Origin of the sequence: Pantoea sp. B65 (assembly GCF_047308185.1) — a bacterium.
In the GTDB taxonomy this organism is placed as follows: domain Bacteria; phylum Pseudomonadota; class Gammaproteobacteria; order Enterobacterales; family Enterobacteriaceae; genus Erwinia.
This window is the reverse complement of sequence record NZ_JAHXPU010000011.1, coordinates 59,395-81,925: the sequence shown is the minus strand read 5'-3', so window position 1 is coordinate 81,925 and position 22,531 is coordinate 59,395. Positions and strand designations below refer to the sequence as shown.

The following is a 22,531-nucleotide window of genomic DNA, read 5'->3' as shown; positions in this document are numbered from 1 at the left end:
TCTGCGCGTATAAAGACATTGCAAAACATTACCGTGCAACAAAATTGTCATCTGGCGGTGCCAGACTCGACAACAGGCAAGGTAATGGTTTGATTATAAGGAAAAATAAATGAAAATTCGCTTAACGGTTATTGCAGTTGCGTTGCTGATTACCCAGCAGGTGCAGGCCAGTGCCGCCACGTTGCCACAAGCTGAAGCGCTGGCAAATAGCAGCTCGCCGGCGGCGGCCAGCCAGGCGTTTGCCGCGCTGGAAATGCAGGCGCTACAGGCGCAGCGTCATACTCTGCAGGGCGAGGCCGCAGCGCTGACGCGCGATCGGCTGGAAAAGGCCGCGCAAACAGATACTCAGGCTGACCGCAGCTGGCTGAAGGCCCGCGGTTATGATTTCCAGACTAAAGCCAGACAGCAGGCCGGTATTGAACTGCTTTCGGGCTTCAGTACGCTGCCGGATGCAGTACTTCAGGCCAACCGCGACACCGTGGCGGCCATCAACCTCAACGCCACCCAGGGCGTCCGCCATCAGGCGCTGGCCGATGCTGAAGGGATCTCGTATCTCTATTTTCTCGCTGACGCCATGGGACCTCGCCTTGGCAAGGCATTTCTCACTGCCTATGACAAAGGCGAGATCGGCAAAGCCGCTGCGCTGATTAAAGCCAGCGAAGTCAGTACCAGTGTGGCGAAAAAGCACTTTAACTATCCGCGTCCTTTCCTGGTTAGCGGCAATACCATTCATCTGGTAGCAGATGATGTGGTGATCAAAGATAATAAACCTTACACCGCCGACGGCGGCTCGTTCCCGAGCGGACACACCAATACGGGTTATACCGACGCGCTGCTGATGGCGGAGATGATCCCGGAGCGGTTTGACGCTCTGGTGGTACGTGGCGCGCGCTATGGCTACTCGCGTATTGTGCTGGGGGTGCATTACCCGCTCGATATCATCGGTTCCAGAATGGTGGTGCAGAGCAATCTCGCGCATTATCTTAACGATCCGCATTATCGCGCGTTGTTTAGCGAGGCCAGAGATCAGCTGCGTAGCGCACTGGAAAAAGAGTGCGGTACCTCGCTGGCCGAATGTGCGCAAACTGCAGGCAAAGACGATCCCTATCGCGACCCGGCGATGAAAGGGTTCTATCGCTTTACCATGAGTTACGGCCTGCCGCAGCAGCAGGGTAAAGCGCCACGCCTTGTAGTGCCGGAAGGGGCGGAAGTGCTGCTGGAAACCGCGCTGCCAAACCTCTCCGCCGCACAGCGCCGCGCGTTGATGGTGAATAGCGCGTTACCGGCAGGCTACCCGCTTTCCGGCAGCACGCCAGAGCAGGCATTCTGGCAGCGCGTCGATCTGTCGGCGGCTTTTGCGCTGGCAAAGCCTGCTGGCGCCCGGTAATAAGCACATTGATTTTCGCCAAAAATGTCAATTGATCGCGCAGAAAACATGTTAGGGTTAATGATGGTTTTTCGTTAAATCCACAGTTTAACCACTTCAACTTAGTCAGGGCGGCGAGCAGGTCGCCCTTATTGTTTCCGGTCTGCGGGATAGTCTGTGAAAATCACTCTTGAAGAACTACGCGCCTGGGTGGTAGTGGTCGATACCGGTTCGATTACTGCTGCTGCTGAACAGCTTAACCAGACCAGCTCCGGCATTAGCCGCGCGCTGAGCCGGCTGGAAAATAAGCTGCAAACCACCTTACTGCACCGCACCACGCGTCGGCTGGCGCTGAGCGAAGAGGGGCAGATCTTTCTGGAGCATGCGCGCCAGATCCTCACTTCGGTAGAAACCGCCGAAGAGCAAATCGCCCGGCGCCGTGAGATCCCTTCCGGACGGCTGCGGATTAATGCCGCGACACCGTTTATGCTGCATGTGATTGTACCGCTGGTGGCGGAGTTTTCCGCGCGCTATCCACTGATCCAGCTGGAACTGAATACCGATGACGTGGTGATCGACCTGCTGGAGCAGCAGACCGATATCGCCATTCGCATTGGTGAGCTGCGTGATTCGACAATCCATGCGCGCAATTTAGGCAGCAGTAAACTGCGTCTGCTGGCCAGCCCGGACTACCTGGCGAAATATGGTCAGCCAGCCAGCATCGCCGATCTGGCCAGTCACCGGCTGATCGGTTTTACCCAGTTGGATAAACATAATATCTGGCCGGTGTGGCGCAGCGAGGGGGAGTTTTTGCAGGTGAAACCGGATGTGTCGGCCTCCAGCGGTGAAACCATTCGTCAGCTGGCGGTGTATGGCCAGGGGATCGCGCGGTTATCTGACTTTGTCAGCCGGGAGGATCGTGAAAGTGGCCGGCTGTTGCCGGTGCTGGAACAGGAGACGCAGGAGATGCGCCATCCGATCAGTGCGGTGTACTATCGTAATAGCACGCTTTCCGCGCGCATCACCTGCTTTCTCGATTTCCTCAGCGAGCAGATCGCCAGTAAACCGCTATTGTGAGCGGGGCGGAGCGCTCTCCGCCCGGCGCGACGGTTACTTCGCCGCTTCCAGCACAAAAATCTTCACATCAACCACATCATCTTTAATGATGGCGCGATGAGCTTCCATATGGGGCATCTGCTGATGCTGCTCCAGATGACGCAGCGAATCCCAGTGTTCCAGCATAAAAATGGAATTGGGTGAGTGCTGTTTCCACGGTACCTGTGCTTTATGGTCGAGCAGCGCCTGATAACCGCCGCAACCCTCTTCTTCTAATACCGTCGGCGTTAAACGCGCAATCGCCGCCATGACGTCGTCACGGCGACCCGGTTTGACACAGATTTCAGCAATCACGGTCAGCATATGCATTATCCCTTATGATAATTTCAGTTAAGCAAAGACTTTGCTCAGGTGCTCACGATAGCGTTCGATGTCACGTGGAATGTCGGGCAGCTTGATCACATCGTTGCAAATAAAGGTCGGTAACGCTTCCATGCCAAGGAACTGATTCGCTTTATGGAAGTGCAGATACAGCCCATCAACGCCGACGCCTTCAAAGAACTGCTCCGGATCGGTAAACGCCTGTAGCGGTGCGTTCCAGGTCAGTGACAGCATATAGGTTTTACCCTGAATCAGACCACCGGAACCATATTTCTTCGCCGCATCGGAACGGGTACGGCCATCGCTGGCATACAGTTTACCGTGGCCTTCGGTGAAGACTTCATCAATATATTTTTTCAGGATCCAGGGTTCACCCATCCACCAGCCTGGCATCTGATAGATCACGGTATCTGCCGCGAGGTATTTGTCGACTTCTGCCGCGACATCATAGCCTTCATCCACCATGGTGATGGTTACCTGATGGCCGTTATCGCGCAGGAAACTGGCGGCAACGTTGGTCAGCGTATGGTTCAGTTCGCCTTTGGAATGGGCAAACTGTTTGCCCGCATCAATAATCAGAATCTTGCTCATGCGCTTTTTCTTCTCCAGTTCATGAATTTAAGCCAGTGTACGCGCGTGCGTGCGGGAAAAAAATGTGCGATAGATCACAACACTTTTGCTTCAGCAGCAACAATCCCGGTGGCTGGGATAGGATTTAGCCCTGATTAACCAGGAGAATGACAGCAATGACCAAAGCATGGGCAGTGGTATTAATGATGCTGGCGGGCAGTGCCAGCGCGCAGTCGCACCTTGACCGGGTAATGCAGAGTAAGACACTTAATGTCTGTACCACCGGTGATTACAAACCCTATACCTTCCTGCGCAGTGACGGCAGTTATGAAGGGATAGATATCGCTATGGCGCAGTCGCTGGCGGAAAGTCTTGGAGCCAGAGTCAACTGGGTCGCTACCACATGGAAAACCCTGACGCCGGATTTTCTCGCGAAGCAGTGTGATATTGCGCTGGGTGGCGTTTCCGTCACGCTGAAACGCCAGCAAACGGCGTGGTTCGCCATCCCGCTGGGGAGCGACGGAAAGATCCCGCTGGTGCGCTGCGCCGATAAAGCAAAATATCAGACCGTGGCGCAGCTGAATAAGCCGCAAGTGCGGCTGATCGAACCGGCGGGCGGCACCAATGAAGCCTTTGTTCACAGCCACTTACCTGACGGCAATCTGACGCTGTTCCATGATAATGTGACCATTTTCCAGCAACTGGTAGACAATAAAGCCGATGTGATGATCACCGATGCTTCGGAAGCGCTGTATCAGCAGAAACGCTATCCGCAGTTGTGCGCGCTCAATCCGGATAAGCCGATGCAGTACGGCGAGAAGGCTTATATGCTGCCGCGCGATGATATCAGCTGGAAACTGTATGTCGACCAGTGGCTGCATCTGAGTACCGCCACTGGCGAGTATCAAAATATTGTCGACCAGTGGCTGGCTCACTGATTAAGCATCCATTGATGCTGCCAGTTAACGACGCTATAGGTGAAAGCGCAGCGCCAGATTAAACGCCCGGCTGGCATCCACCACGATGGCATCCGGCTGTTCGCGGAACGGAATATCGCCGCGTAGCAGGCTGGCGCGGGTTTTGCTCAGTTCGCCGGTCTGCAGACTCAGTGCCGCCATGCGCGGCTCACCCTGATAGTCAGCCGGCAGCCCGCCAAAGCGGTTCTCCATATAGCTGGTGGCGGCAAAACGCACCGTCGCGACACCGGCCCGCAGCGTAAAAGCGCCATCAAGACCGGCGAGGATGCGATGGCTGCCAAACAACTGACAGTAGACTTGCACCACCCTGGCCGGATCCTGCGCCACAATCACAAACTCGCTGATATCGCTGACCCCATTAGGATGCTGTTGCCGGGCGGGCTGCCAGATTGCCTGCGGCGTCAGATGCTGACAGAAAAAACTACGTCCGTTGGCGACCAGCGCCGGACGTAGCGGCACGGTACGAAACTGTGCTTCCGGTTCGCTACTATCGTTCCGGGCCAGTGGCTGCCCGAACGAGGCCGGGGCATCGCCGTCCAGATCCTGACGTTGCAGATGCTGATATACTGCATCGGCATCGCCGGTTTTCCACGCCAGGCCGCTCAGACCGGGCGGATATGGCCACGGATGATCACCATCCGTCGCCATACTCAATAGTTCAAGATAAGTATGATTAAACACCGCCAGATGATGAGTGGCACCCGAGGTATCATAGCCGCGCGGCGTTAGCTGAAAACCCAACCGTCGGTAGAGCTCGCTCACGCTGGTCAGCTGGTCGGAAACATTAATCACCACATGATCCAGCTCGGGTGTGGGAGCCGGGATCGCCAGCGCAACTCTCCTTGTTTTCGCCATCAGGACGTCAGGCTTTCCGGTGGCGCGACCGCCTGCAGAGCGCGTGGCGCCAGCGCGGTAAAATAGTCTACCGCCGGAGCAATCAGTGCTTCTGCGGGATCAAATCCTGGGTGATGCAACCCAAACTGGCTGGCGCTGCCAATGCTGACAAAAGCGCCGGGGATCTGCTGCAAATAGAAAGCGAAATCCTCACCTCCCATTTGCAATGGCGCCACCTCGGTGCGATAGCCTGACTGCTCAGCCTGCTGCAGGGCAAAATCCGCCCATGCCGGTGTATTAACCAGCGCCGGTGGGCCTGGCTGCCAGTCAAGCTCAGCCTCTGCGCCAAAACCCTCAGCAATACCGCTGATAATCGCCTGAATACGCTGCGGGATCTGCTGGCGAATGGCATCATTGTGGGTGCGAACCGTCCCTTCCAGCTCGACACTTTGTGGCAGCACATTCCAGGTATTACCGGCAGTAAAACGCGTGATGCTGACTACTACCGACTCCAGTGAACTGAACACCCGGCTCGGTAATGCCTGTAATGCCAGCACGATCTGGCTGCCAATCACAATGCTGTCCACCCCTTCATGGGGACGGGCAGCGTGAGCGCCTTTGCCGCGCAGACGGATCACGAAGCGATCGACATTGGCGTAAAAGGCGCCGCCACGGGTTTTCAGCGTGCCGAGCGGTAGATCCGGCGCATTGTGCATGCCGAAAATCGCCTGCACACCTTTTAAGGCGCCGGCATCGATCAACTGCTGCGCGCCATTAAAGGTCTCTTCTGCGGGCTGAAACAGGATGCGTACCCGGCCCGGCAGGGATTTCTCCTGCTGGCGCAAACGATGCGCCACTCCCAGCATCACCGAGGTATGCACATCATGGCCGCAGGCATGCATCACGCCATTGTTTTGCGACTTCCATGGATGGCTGGTGGCTTCCTCAATCGGCAGCGCATCAATATCGGCGCGCAAGGCGATCAGCGCGTCACCGTGACCAATTTCCGCCACTACGCCCGTTCTGAGCGGCAACGGCAGCAGACGAATATCGGCCTGCTGTAGCCAGGCGGTAATGCGTTTCGTGGTATCGAACTCATGGTTCGACAGTTCAGGATGCTGATGCAGTTCGCGGCGCCAGCGCACCAGTTGTTCCGTGGAGATCTCCGCCATGCTTATCCTCAGAATTGTGAAAGGAAATGAGCCAGCTGCATATCATCGGCAATTGAGCGGTCAGAGATAAACCAAGGATTTACACTAAGCTTTTGCGAAAATATGCAATAGAGGTGCAGGGGGGCGCGCATCAGGCGTGATGTTTCTTATGCCGTTTTTAAATTCGTTAGCTCAGAATTGTTGTTTTACCAAATAAGCTAGCCACCCCACTATCAATGCCATTGATATCTGAAAGGGGATGGGTGGATGTTATATCGCCTGAGCAACCCGGGAGAAAGATGATGAGCGTAACTCTGGAAGCCCAACTGATCGCCTGGCGGCGCGAGCTGCATCAATATCCTGAACTGTCAAACCATGAATATGCTACCAGTGAGCGTATTCGCGGCTGGCTGGCAGACGCCGGGATTCGCCTCCCCGATTATCCGGTTAGCACCGGCGTTATTGCTGAAATCGGCAGCGGTGAACCGCTAATCGCGCTACGCGCCGATATAGACGCACTGCCGATCCATGAAGCCACCGGACTGGGCTATCGCTCACGCCATGAAGGGGTGATGCATGCCTGCGGTCACGATATGCACAGCGCGGTGATGCTGGGCGCGGCGCTGCTGTTGAAAGCGCAGGAAAGCCAGTTGCCCGGACGCGTCAGGCTGCTGTTTCAGCCGGGCGAAGAGAACTGTACCGGCGCACGCCAGTTTATCAATGCGGGGGCACTGAATGGCGTGCAGGCGATTTTTGGCATGCACAATGAGCCTGGCTTGCCGACCGGCACCTTCGCCACGCGCGCCGGGGCTTTCTATGCCAATGCGGACCGTTTTGTTATCCGGGTTGAGGGTAAAGGCGCGCATGCCGCTCATCCGGAGCAGGGGGTCGATGCCATTGTGATCGCCAGTCAAATTATTCAGGCACTGCAGGCGTTAACCAGCCGCAGCTTTAATACCCTCGACAGTCTGGTGCTGAGTATCACCCGTATTGATGGCGGCAAAAGCTGGAACGTCCTGCCAGGGGTGGTGGAGTTTGGCGGCACTGCCCGTACCCATGATTTCCAGGTGCGGGCGCAGCTGGAAGCGCGGGTGCGCAGGGTGGTGGAGTCTGTTGCCGCCGGCGCTGGCGCGCATGCCACACTGAGCTGGCATCCGGGGCCACCGGTGCTGATCAACGATAGCCATTGGGCAAACTTTAGCAGCGAGGTGGCGCGTCAGTGCGGTTATACGGTGCAAACCGCGGATTTGCATCTTGGCGGCGAAGATTTTGCTATCTATCTGCAGCAGATCGCCGGCGCTTTTGTCAGTATCGGCAGCGGCAGCGAATACGGTTTGCATCACGGCGGATTTAATCCGGACGAAGCGCTGATCGCACCGGCCGCAAATTACTTTGCACGCCTCGCCAGCCAGGCTCTGCGCTAAATAATCAGCGTGCTAATGCGACAGCCTGGTTTGCTGCGGTTACTCCCCCCTTCATTGCCGATGGCAGTTATCAACCATCCCCGCTAAATAGGGCGTTAAAACCACGGCTTTAAACATTAGGGTGGTTAATCCGCTAAGGTAATTTATTCGCTGTAAACCGGCGATTAAGCTGAGCCAGTTTCCCGATCGCGGTGCGACCTGGCTGGCGTTACGATCCGGCCGTGCTGATGCCACGCTCGGCTATACCGGCGAAAACGGCTGGTTGCTGAAAAGTCAGAGCGATCTGAAACGCGTCGGGCCAATCTTTGATACGGTTTACGCCGGTATCCCGGTCAGTAAGCAATCCGGTGACGCGAAATACTGGGTTGAGGCGGTGAACTCCCTGATAAAGGACGGAACCTGGCAAAAAATTCTCGCCAAATATGGTGTGGAAGAGGTTGCTATCGATCGCTCCGAACTGAATCCGGCAAAAGGATAAGCGATATGTCTTGCCAGCGTACTGGCAAGACATACCTGACCGGCTTAAGCACGATACAGATGTGCCTTACCGGTACCACCGAAGAGCGCCATTTTGTAGCGGATCACTTCTTTGGCCGCCTTGATCGGTTCCGGGTAGATGGCATTCGGATCCCACCAGCTTTCACGGCTGAGGATCTCGCGGGCCTTCGCGAAGTAGGCGTACTTCATATCGCTGGAGATATTGATCTTACCGACACCGAGGGTAACGGCTTCCGCCACCTCCGCATCCGGGTTAGCGGATCCGCCATGCAGAACCAGCGGGATCGACAGGCGTTGCGAGATATCACGCAGAATATGCATCTGCAACTCTGGCTTCATATTTTTCGGATAGATGCCGTGCGCAGTGCCAATCGCCACCGCCAGCGTATCGACGCCGGTACGCCGGACAAAATCTTCCGCCTGTGCCGGATCGGTATAGATCACTTTACTGACGCCGCCTTCGATCGTCGTGCCGGTATCACCGATGGTGCCCAGTTCGCCCTCCACCGAGACACCCACCGCATGCGCCAGTTTGACCACTTCGCGGGTTAGCGCCACATTCTCTTCATAAGGCAGCAGCGAGCCGTCGATCATCACGGAAGTAAAGCCGCACTGGATCGCCCGCTGCACATGAGCAATCGAGGCGCCGTGATCGAGGTGAATAACAAACGGCACTTTGCTGCGCAGGGTTCTTTCGCGTACATAGGCGAAAAACGCATCGGTGACAAACTCCAGCTCGCTGGGATGAATAGAGATAATCGCCGGAGTGTCGGTGGATTCCGCTTCTTCCACTACCGCACGAATAAAGCAGCTGTCGGCAACGTTAAAGGCGCCAATAGCAAAACGGTGTTCGCGGGTGGGTTTCAGCATTTCGTGCATTGAAATCAACATGTTACTTCTCCATCTGGGTTAAATTGGGCGAAAGCATTCCCACATCAGGGCACAGGCGCTGACGGGTATAACGGTAAAGGGAACAGGCCAGGGGTCAGGCTTTGTTGGCGGCACCCGACCAGCTGAGATACTCAAACACCACCTGCTGACAGGCGGACTCCATCTGCATGAGCAGATCGGCCAGTTCGGCAGAGGGTTGCTGCCGCAGCGCGTTTTGCAGCGCGTTTTTCCCGGCTTCAAATACCGCCGCGCCGACATTAATCTTCGCCACGCCGTGCTGGCTGACGCGGCGAATATCCTCGGCTTTGGTGCCGCTGCCGCCATGTAGCGCCAGCGGTACCGGCGACTCGCGATGCAACGCCGACAGACGTTCAAAGTTAATTTCCGGCGTGACATCTGGCGGATAAAGGCCGTGGGCGGTACCGACGGAGACCGCCAGCAGATCGATGCCGGTCTGGCTGATAAATGGCATCACATCTTCCACCCGGGTCATTTTTACTGCGGCATCGTCGAGGTTATACACCGGGGCATCGGCGATATGCCCCAGTTCCCCTTCGACGCAGACATCGGCGGTTGCCGCCATTTGCACTACCTGGCGTGTCTGACGAATATTTTCCGCCAGCGGATGGCCTGACGCGTCAATCATCAGGCCGGTAAATCCGGCGCGAAATGACTGGCCAATCAGATCAAAAGCTTTGCCATGGTCGAGACTGAGTGCCACCGGCACCGATGCCTGCTGCGCCAGCGCCTGCACCAGCGGCATGGCGATATGCGGCGGAAAGTGTCGGCTATGGCCCTGATAAACATTCAGGATCAGCGGCGCCTGCTGCTGTTCCGCGGCGGCGATGGCGGCGCGCGCGGTTTCCAGATTGAAGCAGTTGATGGCTAATACCGCGTACTGTCGCTGCCAGGCGTCATCAATCACGGTTTTCATTGAGGCGTACATAGCTACTCCTGTTATTCGAGAGTGAATTTAATGTCTTCATCACGCACGCTGTGGTCTTCGACGTCATCGAACTCTTCGTCGGCCTGGGTGACCGGTTTCTTAATCAGCGACAGCATCACACCGCAGATGGTGGTACCAATGCCGAGCGCCAGACAGAACATCAGCGGTTTGGTAAATAGCGGCACCACAAACATTCCGCCGTGCGGCACCGGCGCTTCCACTCCCCAGACCATAATCAGACCACCGGCGATGGCGGAAGCCACCACGCAACTGCCCACCACCCGTAGCAGATCACGGGCCGCAATCGGGATCACCCCTTCGGTAATCATGCAGATACCCATCGGGAAAGCCGCCTTTAGCGCCTCTTTCTCGGCTCTGGTGTATTTATGGCGCGTCAGCAGGAACGACAGGGTGATGCCAAACGGGGGAATAATCGAGCCGACAAATTTCACCGCTTCCGGGCCGTAGATGCCATCGACCAGCATGCCATCGGCAAACAGTGACATGGTTTTATTCACCGGCCCGCCGAAGTCAAAGGTGGCCATGGCGCCGAGAATCGCCCCCATCAGGAATTTGGATCCGCCCTGCATCGATTGCAGCATGGCGATCAGCGCCTTTTGCAGCCAGATAATCGGCTGACCGACAAAGGTCATCATCAGCAGCCCGGCGATAATGGTGCTCAGCACCGGCAGGATCATCACCGGCATCAGGCCCTGCATTGATTGCGGTAACCTGATAGCGCGGCGCAGCAGCAGTACGGTGTAACCGACGAGAAAACCGCCGAGAATACCGCCAATAAAACCAGTCTGAATCTGTCCGCAGATAAAGCCGACGATCAGACCAGGCGCAAAACCGGGGCGATCGGCAATCGAATAGGCAATGGCGGCGCTGATCAGCGGCACAATCAGCCCCATACCCCAGCCGCCAATCTGGTTCAGCATCCAGGCAATACTGCCGGTTTTTTCCGCGACGTGGGTGCCGCCAATCACCTGACCGAGGGCGATACAGATCCCGGCGGCGACAATCAGCGGGATCATCCATGAAATACCGGTAAGCAGGTGCCCCTTAATTTGCTGACCGACTTTACTTTTGTTGTCGTTCATAATGTTTATTCCGAAAAGTTTATCTTCAGGCGCGTTCTAACGAACCCGCTACTTTTTCCAGAAACTTAACCGGGGACTTAATGACAATATCCGTTTTGACCCGGACAACAGGTTTGCCTTTAAAGCGTTCCTCACCTTTAATCTTGATATCGATGGCTAAAATAACCACGTCGGCGGCGGCGATTTCACTGGCGGTTAATTCATTCTCGGTGCCAATGGTGCCCTGGGTTTCGACTCTTATTTCATGATTTAACGCCTTAGCGCCTTTAATCAGTTTTTCCCGCGCAATATAGGTATGCGCGATGCCTGCGGTGCAGGCGGCGACACAAACTATTTTCATCTTATGCCTCGTCTTATTTCGGGTTAACAGAGGTCTGTTTCCGCGTACTGGCTGAACAGTTGAATAATTCTTTCCGGGTCGGTCTCGTCCAACAGTTGAGCAATCACCTCATCGTCGGCCAGCGCGCTGGCAACCTGAGACAGCAGGCGAATATGTGTCGTGTTCTGATCTTCCAGACGCACGGCAAAAAGAATAATGCAGCGTACCTTGCTGCCATCAAGGGTCTCCCAGGCGATATCCTGGCGCGTGCGGCCAATGGCCAGCGTGGTCTGTTTTACCGCCGACGATTTACCGTGCGGAATGGCAATATGGTTTTCAAAACCGGTGGAGCCTTCGGCTTCGCGCAGATAAACATCGCGGATAAACACCTCTTTGCTGCTCAGTGCGCCATCCTGATACAGCAGATCGGTCAGTTCCTGAATCGCTTCATCTTTGCTGGTGGCAGTCATGGTGAGTTTGACGCGCTTAGCATTAAGAATTTTATTAATATCCATTTACTTCACCTCATAAGAAAATTAATGCTCAGTTGCCGGGAGTGCGTTGACCGCCTGATGTAATTTGCTGGCAATCACCTTCTCAGTAACACGTTTAATATCATCGTCATTAAAAAATGCCGAAACATACACCACCGGGATCTGCTGCTGTTCCAGATGAATAGTGGAGATCACCAGCTCGATATCTTCATGCTGACAGAAACTGGCCATATTACTGGCGGAGACGACGCCGACGATAATCCAGTCGGGAAAGGCGCGCAGAATACGACTTTTCAGCAGGTGAGAAGTGCCGACGCCGCTGGAACAGACCACCAGGATGCGCTTATGGGCAATTTGCCGCTCCAGCGCCGCCTGAAAGTGAATGCTCAAATAGCCAATTTCATCTGGCGCAATTTCCTGCAACTGAAAGCGCTGGCACAGCTGGCTAATCGCCTGTTGGGTGATTTGGTAAATATCCTGTAGTTCGCTTTTAATATCGTCTAATAACGGGTTGCGAATACGGATATGGTATTTAAGCCGGTTCAGTAGCGGCTTTACATGAATTAACAGGCCATCATAAAGTAACTTGTCGTTACGCAGATCAATATTAATTAGATCGGAAAACAGGTCAATTAAACAGAGCGTTAAGCGGCGTGACTGCCCGTTAGCATAATTATAATGCGGCGGCTGATTGTCGGTTCGCTCTTCGATAACGATACCTGAGGAGATAATATACTGGTAGATAAACCACACTTCGTCAGCAGGCAGCGAGTTATCGACGCGCTGTTCGATATGCTGCACCATCTTCGCGGCGATGGTGAAAATATGATTATCCACCTGCTGGTAAATAGTCTCCTCACCCAGCGTCAGGGAGTTTCCCGTAGCCATACGGTGCATCATAATCAGGATATGGGTGAACATATTGACGTAATAGGGTTCACCCAGCTGCCACGCTAGCTGTTGCTCCATCTCCTGCAACAGTTGCTGGACGAAATCGACATCCTCCGCGCCAAAATAGTGGGTCAGGGCGTGGTAGCTACCGGGGTCGAGGCGCGAATGGTTAATCATTCCCGGCTCTTTGTGGTTCATCACCTGATTGATTAACGCCACCATCGCCTGACGCACACTGCTTTCGCTGCCTTCAATATGCGTGCCGCTCTGGCTGCGCACCAGTGTCAGCCCGAGCGGTTGCATCCAGCTTTCGATGATTTTCAGATCGTTAACGATTGATGCGCTGCTGATAAAATAGCGCTCGGACAGTTTACTGATCGACGTCTCCCGCGGCGTATCGCTTAACAGCTGCGAGGCTATTTTTACCCGCCGCGCATTGTTCGCCAGCGCATCGCTGTCGCCGTCATCCACCACAATTTGCTGTTCCAGCAGAATTAAACGCTGGTCATCGGCGGCAATTAACATGATGCCCGCGCCGACCTTTTTGTCTGGATAAATATTCCAGGCAGAAAGGAAGGCTTCAACAAACTGCATATCGCGATGGACGGTTTTTTCTGAGACATCCAGATAATGTGCAATATTTTTAACCGTCACATGCTCCTGATGCTGCAGCAGGAATTTCAATAATCGGTTTTGTCGTGAGGTAAGTGGCTGCATCATATTACCCTTTCCAGTTTGCATCAGATGTTCTGATGCTTATTTTTTGATTACTGTTGCTTACTTATTTCCTTTACGGTTGCCGGGTGAAAAATGAGTATTTAACTGACTGTGATGATTAATCTAGTCGCCGGTAGTCGTCACGACAATACTAAAAATTGTCCGCTGCATCGGACAAAATTAAAAGGTCATGGCGATGGGGTAATTAATTGGGATGAGGGTCACATTCCTGCGTGGAATAAATAATTGTGACCCTGTTCGCAGATTAAATATTATTTTAATAATAACTGGCAATTAATCCGCTTTCGGCTATTCAGGTCATCTGCGCAGCGCGTCTGCGCAGCAGCTTCGCGGTTCCCTGTGACAGAACATCACCAGATAAGGTACTATCCTCGCCAAACTTACCGCTGTGTGGCGTGTCGAAGTGACTAATAATCGCGCTGCGATGTGAGGAAATGAGATTCATGAGCGATTTGACGCAGGATGGTGCAGAGCGTCTTGCCCTGCATACGTTTACAGAGAATGCGTACCTCAACTACTCCATGTACGTCATCATGGACAGGGCGCTTCCTTATATAGGCGATGGCCTGAAGCCGGTTCAGCGCCGCATTGTCTATGCCATGTCGGAACTGGGGCTGAATAACAGCGCCAAATTTAAAAAATCCGCGCGTACCGTTGGTGACGTGTTGGGTAAATACCATCCCCATGGCGACAGCGCCTGTTACGAGGCGATGGTCCTGATGGCGCAGCCCTTCTCCTATCGCTATCCGCTGGTCGATGGCCAGGGGAACTGGGGTGCGCCGGACGATCCGAAATCCTTTGCGGCGATGCGCTATACCGAGTCACGGCTGTCGAAATATGCTGAGCTGCTGCTCGGCGAGCTGGGCCAGGGCACGGTTGATTATGTCCCGAACTTTGACGGCACCCTGCAGGAGCCGAAAATGCTGCCTGCGCGCCTGCCCAATATCCTGCTGAACGGCACCACGGGTATCGCGGTGGGGATGGCGACGGATATTCCGCCGCATAACCTGCGCGAAGTGGCGAAAGCGGCGATTGCCCTGATCGACAGCCCGAAAACCACGCTGGATGAATTGCTGGATATTGTGCAGGGGCCGGATTACCCGACCGAAGCGGAAATTATTACTCCACGTAATGAGATCCGTAAGATCTATGAAAATGGCCGTGGCTCGGTGCGCATGCGGGCGGTGTGGAAACGCGAAGATGGCGATGTGGTGATCACCGCGCTGCCGCATCAGGTCTCTGGCGCGCGCGTGCTGGAGCAGATTGCGGCGCAGATGCGCAATAAAAAATTGCCGATGGTGGAGGATCTGCGTGACGAATCCAATCACGAAAACCCGACGCGTCTGGTAATTGTGCCACGCTCCGGCCGGGTGGATATGGAGCAGGTGATGAACCACCTGTTTGCCACCACCGATCTGGAAAAAAGTTATCGCATTAACCTGAATATGATCGGCCTCGACAATCGTCCGGCGGTGAAAAACCTGCTGGAGATCCTGACTGAGTGGCTGGTATTCCGTCGCGATACGGTGCGTCGTCGCCTGAATCACCGTCTGGAAAAAGTGCTGAAACGCCTGCATATCCTGGAAGGTTTGCTGGTTGCGTTTCTCAATATCGACGAAGTCATTCATATCATTCGTACTGAGGATGAACCTAAGCCGGTGCTGATGTCGCGCTTCGCGATTAGCGAAACGCAGGCGGAAGCGATTCTGGAATTAAAACTGCGTCATCTCGCCAAACTGGAAGAGATGAAGATTCGCGGTGAACAGGATGAGCTGGCGAAAGAGCGCGATCATCTGCAGGGCATTCTCGCCTCTGAGCGTAAAATGAATACCCTGCTGAAAAAAGAGCTGCAGGCCGACAGCGATGCCTACGGCGACGATCGTCGTTCTCCGCTGCGTGAGCGCGACGAAGCCAAAGCCATCAGCGAACATGAGCTGGTGCCTTCTGAACCGGTGACCATTGTGCTGTCGCAGTCTGGCTGGGTACGCAGCGCCAAAGGGCATGATATCGATCCGTCCGGTCTGAGTTATAAAGCCGGTGACAGTTATCGTGCGGCGGCGCGTGGCAAGAGCAATCAGCCGGTGGTATTTATTGACTCCACGGGTCGCAGCTATGCGCTGGATCCGATGACGCTGCCATCGGCCCGTGGCCAGGGCGAGCCGCTGACCGGTAAGCTGACGCCGCCGCCGGGCGCGGTAATCGAGCAGGTACTGATGGAAGCCGATGAGCAAAAACTGCTGATGGCTTCCGATGCCGGTTATGGTTTTGTCTGTACTTTCAGCGATCTGGTGTCGCGCAACCGCGCCGGTAAAACGCTGCTGTCACTGCCGGAAAATGCCAGGGTGATGACGCCAATGGCGATTCACAGTGACGATGATCTGCTGCTGGCGATCACCTCCGCCGGGCGTATGTTACTGTTCCCGGTCGGCGATTTGCCGCAGCTGTCGAAAGGCAAGGGTAACAAGATTATCTCGATTCCGGCGGCGCAAGCCGCATCGGGCGAAGATAAGCTGGCATGGCTGCTGTTGCTGCCGGCGAACAGCGCCATAACCCTGCACGTAGGCAAACGCAAACTGACGCTGCGCGCCGAAGAGTTGCAGAAATTCCGGGCTGAACGTGGCCGCCGCGGTACCTTGTTACCGCGTGGCTTACAGCGTATCGATCGGGTGGATGTTGATGCGCCTGCGCGTCCAACGGTGGGTGATAGCGAAGAATAACGGCCAGTATCGGGCGTGCTAACGGCGGGGATCACCGCCGCCACGTCCGGCGTATTACCGGTGTGTGTTGCTGAAGCACCAGGTTCTTAGCTCGGAAGCAATAACGAGGTTGTGATGCTCTTAATTTTACGTGCCATTTTTGTCGTCATTTATTCGGTTCTGGTTTGTGTGTTTGGCTGTATTTACTGCCTGTTTTCACCACGAAATCCGCGTCATGTTGCGACCTTTGGCCGCCTGTTTGGCCGCCTGTCGTGGGTGTTTGGCGTGAAAGTTGAACTGCGCCGGCCTGCCGGTGCTGAAAATTATGGTAATGCCATTTATATTGCTAACCATCAGAACAACTACGACATGATCACCGCGGCCAAGATTGTGCAGCCAACGACGGTGACTATCGGTAAGAAGAGCCTGTTGTGGATCCCGTTTTTTGGACTGCTTTACTGGCTGACCGGTAACCTGCTGATCGATCGCAATAACCGGGCGAAAGCCGCTGGCACTATTGGTGAAATGGTGGAGCAATTTCAAAAGAAAAAAATCTCTTTCTGGATGTTCCCGGAAGGTACGCGCAGCCGCGGTCGCGGTTTGCTGCCGTTTAAAACCGGCGCCTTTCACGCCGCCATGACCGCAGGCGTGCCGATTATCCCGATCGTGGTGTCTAATACCCATAACAAAATTAAACTGAATCGCTGGAAAAATGGTTTAGTGATTATCGAGATGCTGCCGCCGGTAGATGTTAAGCAGTTCGAAAATCAGTCAGTACGTAAGCTGGCAACCCACTGCCGCGAGCTGATGATGGTTAAGCTGGAACAGCTGAATGCTGAAGTGGCTGAGCGCGAAGCCAGTAATAAGATTTAACCCTCTGGTGATATTGCAGGAATTTCAGGACCAGGGCGGCATTGATGCCGCCCGTGTTAATGTTTTGCACCATTAATCTCACTATCATAAAAAAATGGAAAGCGGCATGTTCTGCCTGGCCGCGTTTACGGGTTCGGAGTTTTTATGTCCTTCAGTCGACGTCAATTTATTCAGGCATCGGGTATCGCCCTGTGCGCGGGCGCAGTGCCTTTCAGCGCCCGCGCGGCAGGTAAGGCAACCGCACTGCCGGTGCCACCGTTGCTGGAGTCCCGTCGTGGCCAGCCGCTGTTTCTCACTCTGCAACATAGCAACTGGTCATTTAGCGGCGACAACAACAAAGTGCCGGTATGGGGAATTAATGGTCTCTATCTCGGGCCGACGGTACGCGTCTGGAGTGGCGATGATGTCAAACTGATCTACAGTAACCGCCTGAGTGAGCCGGTAGCGATGACCGTGGCGGGATTGCAGGTGCCCGGCGCGCTGATGGGCGGAGCACCGCGTATGATGTCACCCGGTATTGACTGGTCGCCGGTGGTGCCGATTCGTCAGGCCGCCGCCACCTGCTGGTATCACGCCAACACGCCGAACCGTATGGCGCCTCATGTCTATAACGGCCTGGCGGGAATGTGGCTGGTGGAGGATGAGATCAGTAAAAACTTACCGATTCCCAACCATTATGGCGTCGATGATTTCCCGGTGATTATTCAGGATAAGCGGCTGGATAATTTTGGCGTACCGAAATATGACCCGCCATCCAATGGCGGATTTATTGGCGATACCCTGCTGGTCAATGGCGTGCAAAACCCATATGTCGAGGTGTCACGCGGCTGGGTGCGGTTACGCCTGCTGAATGCCTCCAACTCCCGGCGTTATCAGCTGGGAATGAGTGACGGTCGCCCGTTTAATGTTATCGCCGGCGATCAGGGGTTTCTGCCTGCGCCGGTAGCGGTACTACAGCTGTCGCTGGCTCCGGGCGAGCGGCGCGAAGTGCTGGTCGATATGTCGCAGGGCGCGGAAGTGTCAATTACCGCCGGCGTGGCCGCCAGTATTATGGATCGCCTGCGTGGCTTCTTTGAACCTTCGACGATTTTAACCTCCACCACGGTGCTGAACCTGCGTCCTACCGGGCTGCTGCCGTTAGTCACGGATAATTTGCCGATGCGACTGGTAGCCGATCAGATCCTTGATGGCCTGCCGGGCCGCACCCGCGAATTCCGCCTTGGCGATTCGTTGCCGGGGATTAATGGCGCGCTCTGGGATATGACGCGTATTGATGTGCAGTCCCGGCAGGGGAGCTTTGAGCGCTGGATTATTCATTCCGATACGCCGCAGTCCTTCCATATTGAAGGGGTGATGTTCCTGCTGAAGAACGTCAATGGCGCTCTGCCAATGGGCGAGGACCGCGGCTGGAAAGATACCGTCTGGGTGGATGGCGATGTTGAACTGCTGGTGATGTTTACCCAGCCGTCATCCGAACATTTCCCGTTTGTTTATCACAGCCAGATGCTGGAGATGGCCGATCGTGGTTCCGCAGGGCAGTTGCTGGTACAGCCTGCGGTTTCATACTGATCGGCCGGAACGCTTTATTCCATCCGCGCCGCCGTCCGCTTTCTCAGCGACCGCTGGCGCGTTTTTTCCTGCTCAACATCCGCGATCAGCTGATCTAAATCGACATTCACCAGATAGCGATCATTGTTGGCGATAAACGTATCGGCGGCGATATGACGCAAATGCGCAATGCTGTAATCCAGATTGCCGTACTCGCGCAGTCCCTGGCCGATTGCGCGGAATAAGCAGTCGCCATCTGCCGGGTTGGCGATTAACCCGCCGTGGCGATCAACCGCATTATAGTGCGTTGCACCCTCTTCGCCGCTCAGAAAGAGTGGCACATGCAGTTGGTGCGGCAATGGCTGAAACCGATCTCCATGCAGGATATAGCCATCCTGCCGCCAGGGGTAAACATGGGTGACCGCGCCGCGGTGGATAGTCAGCACCATATTCTGCGGCATGCCTTCCGCTCGCGCCAATATTAGCGGGGCCATATCTCCCAGCTCTGAACGCCAGGCTTTCGCCGTGCGTAACAGCGTATCGGCAATATTGCGAATATCAGCGGCAGTAAAACTCACTTCTGGCCGCAGCGGCGTGTCGGTGGTAGTAAGCTCTTGTTGTTCGGTTTTGATCCTCGTCAGCGCTTCATCCCTGCTGATGTTGCTGTCCTGCATCATGCGCTTAATGTGTTGCCTGGTTTCCGCGGCTTCCTGCTCTCTGGCGACCTCAATGGCAAAGTTGGGGTTATAGCGCTCGCCATAGCTGATAAAATACTCCTCGCCCGGCATCACCGGGCGGGTGGTGACATAAAAATGGATGTTAGAGGCGTAAAGCACACAGGCCACATTATTGTCGCTAATTTTCTCTTTACCCGGCAGCTGGCCAGTATTCATTTTTCTCAGACGATTACCCTGACTCACGGCACTGACCACGCGCGTGCCGGCGCCGGTGCCAAAAATATAGGTCAGAACCGCACGGGTACCATATTTTCTTCTCTCCTGACTAAGGGTGCCGGGGACGCCCGAGGCCGAGCCGTCAATATGCCAGGCACCGCTATAGGCGCCAAGCACGGTAAATTTTTCCACCACCTCGTTGCTGCTGTTAAACAGGCCGTTGCCCAGCGGGATAATCTCCTCGTCCACCTGATGATGGGAACCATGGATTGCCAGGTACCCCGGCCGGTAAGAGGGCAGGGCAATATTCGTTGCCACTATCTGGCGAAATTGCTCCCGCAGCTGTGCTTTCAGTTGCTTTGCTTCTTTACTGCGCATACCGGTAAAGACGTGGTTCATTTCTCCCCAGTGATTGACTCGCCAGGTTTCTGACGGCCCGAGTTTTTGAATGATGTCTGATGGTGAACCGTCCGCAGTATTTAATATCGGGCCATTATCGTCGTCTGGCATCACCTCCAGCAGCCGCGGTTCCGGCAGCCGGCTTGAAATGACGTGGTCATCTTTATCAAAGGTAATAACCTCAACTCCTCCGCCGCTCGGTGAGGGCGGTTCGGTTTTTATCTGCGGCACTGACGACGATGGCGACGGAGGTGGCGACGGGGAGTCGTCAGCCGTGGGGTTCTGTTGGCTATACTTGCGCAAAAAGTAGGAAAAATTACCGGGTTTCAGATCATGCTGACGGGCAAATGTGGTCATCGCTCCCTTTGTCTGCCGGTGCTTCGCTGGTAGTTTGAGCCACTCGGAGATTATCGCCGGGTAACTCAGTCTTTGCTCGGTGGCATGCAGGCGGGGCAGCTGTTGCAGGTTACTGGAACTGAATGTCGCCGTATTCACGAATTTCAGCCAGCGGCTAATCAGGATGCCATTTTTCACCGCATACTGTATCGCCTCTTGCCGGGTTTGCGGTTTTTCGCGACTAATGCGCTGCCATTCTTGCAGATAAGGCGTCAGTTCCATGGTTGTCGGTGGATTGACTTCCTGTTCCCCATAGGGGGTTAATCCATCAAGGTCTACCAGTTTTCGCCAGCGAATCGGGTCAAGTTTATTGACCCTGGCGTACTCCCCGCGGCCAATTTTCCCCCGTTCTTCCCGCGTCATCGCCTGCCATTTTTTACAATACTCAACCAGATCCCTGGTCAGGTTTTCCTGCGCCTGGCGTACCTTTTCTTTTCCGCCCGGGGTCAGGCCGTGATTGGACGCATACTTGGCCCATTGCACCACGCTGAATTTTTTTTCGACCGCATACTCTTCAGCCGAACACCCTGCGCCGCCCTGTTGTTCCGTCAGCTGCTGCCATTGCAGGCACTCTTTGACCCAGTTTACTTTGACCGTATCCTCCCGCGGTTGAATCAATCTTTTCCCTGGTGCTCTCAGCCCCTTACCGGTTACTAATCTTGTCCAGTTGCCAGGATCCAGCCCTTTTTCAATGGCATAGTCCATTGCCGCCGGGTATTTATCTGGCTCTTCAGCCAGAATACGCAGCCATTCCTGACAATGAAATTTGTAATCGACAGGTTGGATGTTATTGGCGAAGGCCAGTTTGGCTTGCCCGGTTTTCGACAATCCATTATCTCCGGCATAAGCCAGCCACACGCTTAACGGCAGGTTTTGTTGACGGCCATACTTTTCGGCTTCGCCCGGCGCCGCTGGCCGGCGTTGCGTTTTATTCTGCCAGTGCTGGCAATGGTAACCCCAGTCCACCTTATCCGCGGATAGCGTCGGGGCCAGCTTAGCTTTTCCTCTGCTGGTCAGGCCATCGGCATCGACCAGGCGACGCCACCAGGTAATGTGCAACCGGTTTGCCCTGGCATATAACCTTGCGGCGTCTGGTTTTTTTCGCTCCTCATCCGCGAGTTCACACCATGCATTAAGGTGGAAGGTATAATCCGGCGGCGTTTTATCCGCGGCAATCTGCGCTTCAAACTGCCGATCCTTACCCTTGGTGGTGAGGCCTTTCTGGTCCACCAGCACTGACCAGACAGGAAAATAGATATTATATTTATCCGCATAAGCGCGGGGGTCCGCACGTTGTTCATCTGTCATGTTCTCCCATTTATTCAGATGAAAAACATAATCGGTATTTGATCTGAGCTGGCCGTGGGTCAGACGATCTTTTCCCCGCTGCTTGAGTCCTTTGTCATTAGCCATATTTAGCCAGCTCGCCGGGTTGAGATTATGCGTTTTGCCGTAACCCGCCGCGCCGCCGCAGGCATCGCGCTCCTGCTGTGACATCTCATGCCAGGTCTTGACATGTTTACCCGGCGGCGCATAAACCGCGGCAGATGCGGTGTTATCCGCTTGCTGAGCGCTGTCGGCGTCGGGCTGTCGGGCGATTTTCTGATGTTTTATCATCAGGGCAACCATTTCCCCGGCTGAGCTGGAGCCCTGAGCAGCGCGCTGGGCGGATTCTTTTAGCGACATTTTTTTTACCGGCCGTATTAGCGAGCGGCCGCTGGCTATCCCGGGTTCAGGCGCCAGCGCTGAGGGCGCTGCGCCCGGCAGCGCGCTGGGTGGCGGTGCAGAAGAGGACAGAGCACCGCGACTGAAGGTGGGTGCTGCTGTGAACCCCCGGGTTAGCGGGGCTTCTGGCTGGTGTAGCGGCGGCAGAGGAGGCGCGCGCAAGATAATGCCGGCTGCCGACTGCTGCGGAGTGTTGGCGGTCTGGCGGAGATTTGCGCTTAACCCGCTGGCGGAAGAAGAAGCTGGCGGCGGAATAGGGGTGGCGTGACTACTTTGGCTGACGGGAACCAGCTTATTATTCGGCATAGGCGGCAGTTATTCCTTAAGTTATAAAACTATGCTGAAACAGACAAGTTAACCGC

General features: G+C 55.0%; 19 protein-coding genes. 8 read left to right on the top strand and 11 right to left on the bottom strand.

Annotated elements, in window-relative coordinates; all coding sequences use genetic code 11:
• Positions 1-109: 109 nt before the first annotated feature.
• Positions 110-1,387, top strand: coding sequence for an acid phosphatase (locus JWF83_RS01190; protein WP_413648070.1), 1,278 nt, complete (start codon positions 110-112; stop codon positions 1,385-1,387).
• A gap of 156 nt (positions 1,388-1,543) precedes the next feature.
• Positions 1,544-2,443 carry a LysR family transcriptional regulator gene (locus tag JWF83_RS01185; RefSeq protein ID WP_413648069.1) on the top strand — a complete coding sequence of 300 codons (900 nt, stop codon included), beginning with the start codon at positions 1,544-1,546 and terminating at the stop codon, positions 2,441-2,443.
• A 33-nt stretch (positions 2,444-2,476) separates the two neighbouring features.
• Here the strand turns inward: JWF83_RS01185 and JWF83_RS01180 are convergent, their stop codons facing one another.
• Complete coding sequence (locus tag JWF83_RS01180; RefSeq protein ID WP_413648068.1) at positions 2,477-2,785, bottom strand: putative quinol monooxygenase; 309 nt, start codon at positions 2,783-2,785, stop codon at positions 2,477-2,479.
• Positions 2,786-2,812: 27 nt separating this feature from the next.
• Positions 2,813-3,394 (bottom strand): NAD(P)H-dependent oxidoreductase, encoded by a 582-nt coding sequence (locus JWF83_RS01175; RefSeq protein ID WP_413648067.1) that lies wholly within the window; start codon positions 3,392-3,394, stop codon positions 2,813-2,815.
• Between the two features lie 155 nt (positions 3,395-3,549).
• Between JWF83_RS01175 and JWF83_RS01170 the strand changes: the two genes are divergently transcribed.
• Positions 3,550-4,311, top strand: coding sequence for a transporter substrate-binding domain-containing protein (locus JWF83_RS01170; protein WP_413648066.1), 762 nt, complete (start codon positions 3,550-3,552; stop codon positions 4,309-4,311).
• A gap of 33 nt (positions 4,312-4,344) precedes the next feature.
• Here the strand turns inward: JWF83_RS01170 and JWF83_RS01165 are convergent, their stop codons facing one another.
• A complete protein-coding gene (locus JWF83_RS01165; protein ID WP_413648065.1) occupies positions 4,345-5,205 on the bottom strand; it encodes a VOC family protein in 861 nt (286 codons plus the stop codon).
• Positions 5,205-6,356 carry an amidohydrolase gene (locus tag JWF83_RS01160; protein ID WP_413648064.1) on the bottom strand — a complete coding sequence of 384 codons (1,152 nt, stop codon included), beginning with the start codon at positions 6,354-6,356 and terminating at the stop codon, positions 5,205-5,207. Before JWF83_RS01160 ends, JWF83_RS01165 begins: the two co-directional genes overlap by 1 nt.
• Before the next feature lie 281 nt (positions 6,357-6,637).
• Between JWF83_RS01160 and JWF83_RS01155 the strand changes: the two genes are divergently transcribed.
• A complete protein-coding gene (locus JWF83_RS01155) occupies positions 6,638-7,759 on the top strand; it encodes an amidohydrolase (protein WP_413648430.1) in 1,122 nt (373 codons plus the stop codon).
• Positions 7,760-8,021: 262 nt separating this feature from the next.
• Positions 8,022-8,237 carry a hypothetical protein gene (locus JWF83_RS01150; RefSeq protein WP_413648063.1) on the top strand — a complete coding sequence of 72 codons (216 nt, stop codon included), beginning with the start codon at positions 8,022-8,024 and terminating at the stop codon, positions 8,235-8,237.
• Positions 8,238-8,281: 44 nt separating this feature from the next.
• Here the strand turns inward: JWF83_RS01150 and JWF83_RS01145 are convergent, their stop codons facing one another.
• The 6 genes from JWF83_RS01145 to JWF83_RS01120 form a co-directional block, all read right to left on the bottom strand.
• Positions 8,282-9,148 carry a ketose-bisphosphate aldolase gene (locus JWF83_RS01145; protein ID WP_413648062.1) on the bottom strand — a complete coding sequence of 289 codons (867 nt, stop codon included), beginning with the start codon at positions 9,146-9,148 and terminating at the stop codon, positions 8,282-8,284.
• Positions 9,149-9,242: 94 nt separating this feature from the next.
• A complete protein-coding gene (locus JWF83_RS01140; protein WP_413648061.1) occupies positions 9,243-10,094 on the bottom strand; it encodes a class II fructose-bisphosphate aldolase in 852 nt (283 codons plus the stop codon).
• A gap of 11 nt (positions 10,095-10,105) precedes the next feature.
• On the bottom strand, positions 10,106-11,197 hold the full coding sequence (locus JWF83_RS01135) for a PTS fructose transporter subunit IIC (RefSeq protein ID WP_413648060.1): 1,092 nt from the start codon (positions 11,195-11,197) through the stop codon (positions 10,106-10,108).
• Between the two features lie 25 nt (positions 11,198-11,222).
• Positions 11,223-11,537 (bottom strand): PTS fructose transporter subunit IIB, encoded by a 315-nt coding sequence (locus JWF83_RS01130; RefSeq protein WP_413648059.1) that lies wholly within the window; start codon positions 11,535-11,537, stop codon positions 11,223-11,225.
• Positions 11,538-11,560: 23 nt separating this feature from the next.
• The gene (locus JWF83_RS01125; RefSeq protein WP_413648058.1) at positions 11,561-12,031 is read right to left on the bottom strand and encodes a PTS sugar transporter subunit IIA; all 471 of its coding nucleotides are present in this window, start codon (positions 12,029-12,031) and stop codon (positions 11,561-11,563) included.
• Between the two features lie 21 nt (positions 12,032-12,052).
• A complete protein-coding gene (locus JWF83_RS01120) occupies positions 12,053-13,618 on the bottom strand; it encodes a BglG family transcription antiterminator (protein WP_413648429.1) in 1,566 nt (521 codons plus the stop codon).
• A 464-nt stretch (positions 13,619-14,082) separates the two neighbouring features.
• On the opposite strand from JWF83_RS01120, the gene parC reads away from it, so the two are divergent.
• From parC to ftsP, 3 genes are all read left to right on the top strand, one after another.
• Positions 14,083-16,356, top strand: coding sequence for a DNA topoisomerase IV subunit A (gene parC, locus JWF83_RS01115; RefSeq protein ID WP_413648057.1), 2,274 nt, complete (start codon positions 14,083-14,085; stop codon positions 16,354-16,356).
• A gap of 114 nt (positions 16,357-16,470) precedes the next feature.
• Positions 16,471-17,208, top strand: coding sequence for a 1-acylglycerol-3-phosphate O-acyltransferase (locus tag JWF83_RS01110; RefSeq protein WP_413648056.1), 738 nt, complete (start codon positions 16,471-16,473; stop codon positions 17,206-17,208).
• 144 nt (positions 17,209-17,352) lie between these two features.
• Positions 17,353-18,777, top strand: coding sequence for a cell division protein FtsP (gene ftsP / locus JWF83_RS01105; protein ID WP_413648055.1), 1,425 nt, complete (start codon positions 17,353-17,355; stop codon positions 18,775-18,777).
• A 14-nt stretch (positions 18,778-18,791) separates the two neighbouring features.
• On the opposite strand, the gene JWF83_RS01100 is transcribed toward ftsP, so the two are convergent.
• A complete protein-coding gene (locus JWF83_RS01100) occupies positions 18,792-22,475 on the bottom strand; it encodes a hypothetical protein (protein ID WP_413648054.1) in 3,684 nt (1,227 codons plus the stop codon).
• Positions 22,476-22,531 lie beyond the last annotated feature (56 nt).